We start from the raw sequence: 6,116 nt of genomic DNA on the forward strand, positions 1-6,116 counted from the left end.
ATGCTTAAAAAGATATGTATCGCAGAAAACGCTTATTAAGACGTGGTTATAATAGTGAGCTATGTCACCTCGACACGTTTTAACTATCAATCCTTTATTGGAACATATTTTTAACATATCTTTCACCATAAGAACCACGCCGATACATTGTTAACAATTGCGGCGCAAATTGATTTAGATCAATATTTAAAACATGGAAAAAATTTCTAAAAGTCGTTAAATTGTCGCTGATCAAAATGGTCAAAAAGTTGTAAACTGGCGATAAATTGATCCCCGTCGAAAAACGTAAAAAAGGTTTATTAAAAACCTATTTATTGTAAGGGATTTGCGGCGTAATATATCGCGAGATCAATTTGGGATTTTATTAACCTGTCTGTAACTTTTCGTTGCGGCTGGCTCTTTTGTGAGTGCCAGCAGCAGGGAAAAGCAATAGATAATTTTGTATTGGGGCATGTGTGTGGACCCTCTCTAACGGGGTTTGCTCTCGAAGTCTTCATGCGATGCGCAAGGAGTCATGATGTTAGATATAGTCGAACTGTCACGCTTGCAGTTTGCCTTAACCGCGATGTACCACTTCCTTTTTGTTCCGTTAACGCTCGGTATGGCGTTTTTACTGGCAATCATGGAAACGGTCTACGTTCTGTCCGGCAAACAAATCTATAAAGATATGACCAAGTTCTGGGGCAAGTTGTTTGGTATCAACTTTGCGCTGGGCGTGGCCACCGGCCTGACCATGGAGTTCCAGTTCGGGACTAACTGGTCCTATTACTCTCACTACGTAGGCGATATCTTTGGTGCACCGCTGGCCATCGAAGGCCTGATGGCGTTCTTCCTTGAATCCACCTTTGTTGGCCTGTTCTTCTTCGGCTGGGATCGCCTGGGCAAAGTGCAGCATATGGCGGTGACCTGGCTGGTTGCGCTGGGCTCTAACCTCTCTGCTCTTTGGATCCTCGTGGCAAACGGCTGGATGCAGAACCCTATCGCGTCGGATTTCAACTTTGAAACCATGCGTATGGAGATGGTGAGCTTCTCTGAACTGGTGCTGAACCCGGTTGCCCAGGTGAAGTTTGTTCACACCGTGGCAGCGGGCTACACCTGCGGCGCGATGTTTATCCTTGGCATCAGCTCCTACTATCTGCTGCGCGGCCGCGATATGGCGTTCGCCAAGCGCTCCTTTGCCATTGCTGCCAGCTTCGGCATGGCTGCCGTGCTCTCTGTTATTGTTCTGGGCGATGAGTCCGGCTATGAGATGGGCGACGTGCAGAAAACCAAACTGGCCGCTATTGAAGCCGAGTGGGAGACCCAGCCGGCACCGGCAGCGTTTACCCTGTTTGGTATTCCGGATCAGGACAAGCAGGAGAACAATTTTGCTATCCAGATCCCGTATGCGTTGGGCATTATCGCCACACGCTCCGTTGATACACCGGTTATCGGTCTGAAAGACCTGATGGTGCAGCATGAAGAGCGTATCCGTAACGGGATGAAGGCTTACCAGCTGCTGGAAGAGCTGCGTGCTGGCTCCACCGATCAGAACGTGCGCGACCAGTTTAACAGCATGAAGAAAGATCTCGGCTACGGCATGCTGCTGAAGCGCTACACGCCTAACGTCACCGATGCGACCGAAGATCAGATCAAGCAGGCTACGCAGGATTCTATCCCACGCGTTGCGCCGCTCTACTTTGCATTCCGTATCATGGTCGCCTGTGGCGTGCTGATGCTGCTTATCTTCGCTGTCTCCTTCTGGACCGTTTGCCGTAACCGTATCGGCAGCAAATCCTGGCTGCTGCGCGCCGCACTGTACGGTATTCCGCTGCCGTGGATCGCTATCGAGACCGGCTGGTTTGTTGCAGAGTATGGTCGTCAGCCGTGGGCGATTGGTGAGGTGCTGCCAACCGCCGTCGCTAACTCCTCGCTGACAGTAGGCGATCTGCTGTTCTCGATGATCCTAATCTGTGGCCTCTACACGCTGTTTATGGTGGCGGAAGTGTTCCTGATGTTTAAGTTTGCTCGCCTTGGGCCGAGCAGTCTGAAAACGGGTCGTTACCACTACGAGCAGGCTAACGTTGAGACCGATACCCAGTATGGGCAGTCCACCGTTGCTTCTCAGCCGGCACGCTAAGACAGGAGTCGTCAAATGATCGATTATGAAGTATTACGTTTTATCTGGTGGCTGCTGGTTGGCATCTTGCTGATTGGCTTTGCGGTCACCGACGGCTGGGACATGGGCGTGGGGATGCTAACCCGCTTCCTGGGTCGTAACGACACCGAACGCCGTATTATGATCAACTCCATTGCGCCGCACTGGGACGGCAACCAGGTGTGGCTGATCACCGCCGGCGGCGCGCTGTTTGCTGCCTGGCCGATAGTCTACGCCGCTGCCTTCTCCGGCTTCTATGTGGCGATGATCCTGGTGCTGGCCTCGCTGTTCTTCCGTCCGGTGGGCTTCGACTACCGCTCGAAGATTGAGGATCCGCGCTGGCGCAACATGTGGGACTGGGGCATCTTTATCGGCAGCTTTGTGCCACCGCTGGTGATTGGCGTGGCATTCGGTAACCTGCTGCAGGGCGTGCCTTTCCATATGGATGAGTACATGCGCCTCTTCTATACCGGCAACTTCTTCCAGCTGCTGAACCCGTTTGGTCTGCTGGCAGGCGTGGTGAGCGTGGCGATGATCCTGACACAGGGTGCAACCTATCTGCAGATGCGTACGGCGGGCGAAGTGTATGTCCGTTCACGGGCGACGACGCAGGTGGCGGCGCTGGTGACCATGGTCTGCTTCGCGCTGGCAGGCGTTTGGGTGATGTTCGGTATCGACGGCTATGTGGTGACCACGGCTATCGATCATCACGCGGCGTCTAACCCGCTGACCAAGCAGGTTGCGCGTGAGGCCGGGGCCTGGCTGGTGAACTTCAACAACACGCCGATCCTGTGGTTGATCCCGGCGCTGGGCGTTGTGCTACCGCTGTTTACCTTTGTTGCGGGTCGTCTGAACAGATCGGCATGGGCATTCTTCTTCTCGTCCCTGACCCTGGCCTGCATCATTCTGACCGCCGGTATTGCGATGTTCCCGTTCATCATGCCGTCCAGCACGGTGCTGAACGCCAGCTTGACCATGTGGGATGCCACGTCGAGCCAGATGACGCTGAACCTGATGACCTGGGTTGCTGCGGTGTTTGTACCGATTATCCTGCTCTACTCTTCGTGGTGCTACTGGAAGATGTTCGGTCGCATTACCAAAGAGCATATTGAAAGCAACACGCACTCACTGTACTAAGTAAGGAGCATACAATGTGGTATTTCGCATGGATTTTAGGAACGCTTCTTGCCTGTGCATTTGGCGTGATTACCGCCCTGGCGCTGGAGCACGTTGAAGCGAGCCAGGCAGGTAAAGAAAAAGCCTGATGGTAAGTCTTATCGCAAAACTGTATGCGGTAATGGATAAGGGCCCGCTCAGGGCCCTTTCTCTGGTGATGGCGCTGGTGCTGGCAGGTTGCATGTTCTGGGATCCCAGCCGCTTTGCGGCGAAGACCAGCGACCTGACCGTCTGGCATGGTCTGCTGCTGATGTGGGCCGTCTGTGCAGGCGTGATCCACGGTGTCGGGTTTCGTCCGAAAGCCGTTCACTGGCAGGGGATCTTCTGCCCGCTCATCGCCGATATTGTCCTTGCCGCAGGGCTCATCTTTTTCTTCTTTTGAATAAGAAATGTCCGTTAACCATATGGGCTTGCATAAGCCCATAAATTTTTACGCTGCGTTTACTTCAACCCATTCCAAACCACCTTTCCCCCGCGTATAGTAGCAGCGTTTGAACGCTCTACTTATATTGCATTACCGGGATGTAAAGTGAATACAACGTTATTTAAGTGGCCGGTTCGCGTCTACTATGAAGACACCGATGCCGGTGGTGTGGTTTACCATGCCAGCTACGTCGCTTTTTACGAGAGAGCACGCACGGAGATGTTGCGACATCACCACTTTAGCCAGCAGGTTTTGTTGGCAGAGCGTGTAGCATTCGTAGTCCGTAAGATAACGCTGGAGTATTTTGCACCCGCCAGACTCGACGACATGCTCGAAGTCCAAACGGAAATTACATCAATGCGTGGAACCTCTCTGGTCTTCACGCAGCGGATCGTCAATGCAGAGAATAATGTGCTGAACGAAGCTGAGGTACTGATTGTCTGCGTTGATCCACTCTTAATGAAGCCTCGTGCGCTTCCCAAGTCTATTGTCGCGGAGTTTAAGCAGTGACTGACATGAACATCCTTGATTTGTTCCTGAAGGCAAGCCTTCTGGTCAAACTTATCATGTTGATTTTGATTGGTTTTTCTATCGCATCCTGGGCAATCATTATTCAGCGAACGCGTATTCTTAACGCTGCTACCCGTGAATCCGAAGGATTCGAGGACAAATTCTGGTCCGGCATCGAGCTTTCCCGCCTCTATCAGGAGAGTCAGGGCCGCCGTGAGAACCTGTCTGGCTCAGAGCAAATTTTCTACAGCGGATTTAAAGAGTTTGCCCGCCTGCACAGGGCGAACAGCCATGCGCCGGAAGCGATTGTGGAGGGGGCATCCCGTGCGATGCGTATCTCCATGAACCGCGAGCTGGAGACCCTGGAGACGCACATTCCGTTCCTCGGCACCGTGGGGTCTATCAGCCCGTATATCGGTCTGTTCGGTACGGTGTGGGGGATCATGCACGCCTTTATCGCGTTGGGCGCGGTTAAGCAGGCGACCCTGCAGATGGTTGCGCCGGGGATCGCGGAAGCGCTGATCGCTACCGCTATCGGTTTGTTTGCCGCTATTCCTGCGGTCATGGCCTATAACCGTCTTAACCAGCGCGTTAACAAGCTTGAGCTGAACTACGACAACTTTATGGAAGAGTTCACCGCAATTCTGCATCGTCAGGCGTTTACCAGCACCGAGAGCAATAAGGGGTAAGCCATGGCCAGAACACGCGGTCGGGGTCGTCGTGAGCTAAAGTCCGAGATCAATATCGTACCGTTGCTCGACGTACTGCTGGTGCTGCTGCTGATCTTTATGGCGACGGCACCCATCATTACGCAGAGCGTAGAGGTTGATCTGCCGGATGCGACGGAGTCGCAAACCGTCAGCTCCAATGACGATCCGCCGGTTATCATTGAGGTTTCCGGCGTGGGTCAATACAGCGTGGTAGTGGAAAAAGATCGCATGGATCAGCTACCGCCGGAGCAGGTAATTGCCGAAGCGCAACGCCGCCTGCAATCCAATCCGAAAACGGTCTTCTTAATCGGTGGCGCGAAAGAAGTGCCTTACGATGAAATAATTAAAGCGCTGAACCTGCTCCATAGTGCGGGCGTGAAGTCGGTTGGCTTAATGACCCAGCCTATCTAATCCGCTGCTGAGCAGGCAGACAGTTTTTGGGAACCGAGAGTGTCAAAGGCAACCGAACAAAACGACAAGCTTAAACGAGCCATCATTATTTCAGCGGTGCTGCACGTCATTCTGTTTGCAGCGCTGATCTGGAGCTCGTTTGATGAGCATATAGATGCCTCTGCAGGCGGCGGCGGTGGCTCGGCCATTGACGCCGTTATGGTCGATCCCGGCGCGGTAGTGCAGCAATATAATCGTCAGCAGCAACAGCAGGCGAGCGCGAAGCGTGCAGAAGAGCAGCGTGAAAAACAGGCGCAACAGCAGGCGGAAGAGCTGCGTGAAAAGCAGGCCGCCGAGCAGGAACGTCTGAAGCAGCTGGAAAAAGAGCGTTTGCAGGCGCAGGAACAGGCCCGCGAGCAGGCGCAGCAGCAGAAACAGGCTGAAGAGGCGGCGAAGCAGGCGCAAGAGAAACAGAAGCAGGCTGAAGAAGCCGCGGCGAAGGCGGCAGCTGACGCGAAAGCGCAGGCCGATGCCCAGGCGAAGGCAGCAGAAGAGGCGGCACAAAAAGCCGCAGCGGATGCGAAAGCCAAAGCCGTAGCCGAGGCAAAAGTTGCGGCCGACGCGGCGAAGAAAGCCGCAGCGGACGCCCAGAAGAAAGCCGAAGCTGAAGCGGCGAAGAAAGCGCAGCAGGACGCCGAGAAGAAAGCCGAAGCTGATGCCGCTAAACAGGCAGCGGAGACAGCCGCAGATGAAACAGCGGCCGCTGCTC

At 53.9% G+C, this 6,116-nt stretch carries 7 protein-coding genes and 1 pseudogene; all 8 read left to right on the forward strand.

Annotated elements, in window-relative coordinates; translation table 11 throughout:
• The first annotated feature begins 517 nt into the window (after positions 1 to 517).
• The gene (gene cydA, locus FN633_RS07425; RefSeq protein WP_042392166.1) at positions 518 to 2,119 is read left to right on the forward strand and encodes a cytochrome ubiquinol oxidase subunit I; all 1,602 of its coding nucleotides are present in this window, start codon (positions 518 to 520) and stop codon (positions 2,117 to 2,119) included.
• Positions 2,120 to 2,134: 15 nt separating this feature from the next.
• Positions 2,135 to 3,274: a cytochrome d ubiquinol oxidase subunit II gene (gene cydB / locus FN633_RS07430; protein WP_154057279.1), complete on the forward strand. Its 1,140-nt coding sequence runs from the start codon at positions 2,135 to 2,137 to the stop codon at positions 3,272 to 3,274.
• A gap of 14 nt (positions 3,275 to 3,288) precedes the next feature.
• Complete coding sequence (gene cydX, locus FN633_RS07435) at positions 3,289 to 3,402, forward strand: cytochrome bd-I oxidase subunit CydX (RefSeq protein WP_072015250.1); 114 nt, start codon at positions 3,289 to 3,291, stop codon at positions 3,400 to 3,402.
• Positions 3,402 to 3,695: a cyd operon protein YbgE gene (gene ybgE / locus FN633_RS07440; protein WP_042392169.1), complete on the forward strand. Its 294-nt coding sequence runs from the start codon at positions 3,402 to 3,404 to the stop codon at positions 3,693 to 3,695. Before cydX ends, ybgE begins: the two co-directional genes overlap by 1 nt.
• 147 nt (positions 3,696 to 3,842) lie before the next feature.
• Positions 3,843 to 4,247: a tol-pal system-associated acyl-CoA thioesterase gene (gene ybgC, locus FN633_RS07445; RefSeq protein ID WP_042392171.1), complete on the forward strand. Its 405-nt coding sequence runs from the start codon at positions 3,843 to 3,845 to the stop codon at positions 4,245 to 4,247.
• Complete coding sequence (gene tolQ / locus FN633_RS07450; RefSeq protein WP_072015251.1) at positions 4,244 to 4,936, forward strand: Tol-Pal system protein TolQ; 693 nt, start codon at positions 4,244 to 4,246, stop codon at positions 4,934 to 4,936. The genes ybgC and tolQ overlap by 4 nt, the downstream gene beginning before the upstream one ends.
• A gap of 3 nt (positions 4,937 to 4,939) precedes the next feature.
• The gene (gene tolR, locus FN633_RS07455) at positions 4,940 to 5,368 is read left to right on the forward strand and encodes a colicin uptake protein TolR (RefSeq protein WP_103819804.1); all 429 of its coding nucleotides are present in this window, start codon (positions 4,940 to 4,942) and stop codon (positions 5,366 to 5,368) included.
• 99 nt (positions 5,369 to 5,467) lie between these two features.
• A pseudogene (gene tolA / locus FN633_RS18495) lies at positions 5,468 to 6,116 on the forward strand (cell envelope integrity protein TolA); the annotation flags it as partial.

The sequence above is a fragment of the Pseudescherichia vulneris genome (assembly GCF_902164725.1).
GTDB classification, from domain to species: domain Bacteria; phylum Pseudomonadota; class Gammaproteobacteria; order Enterobacterales; family Enterobacteriaceae; genus Pseudescherichia; species Pseudescherichia vulneris.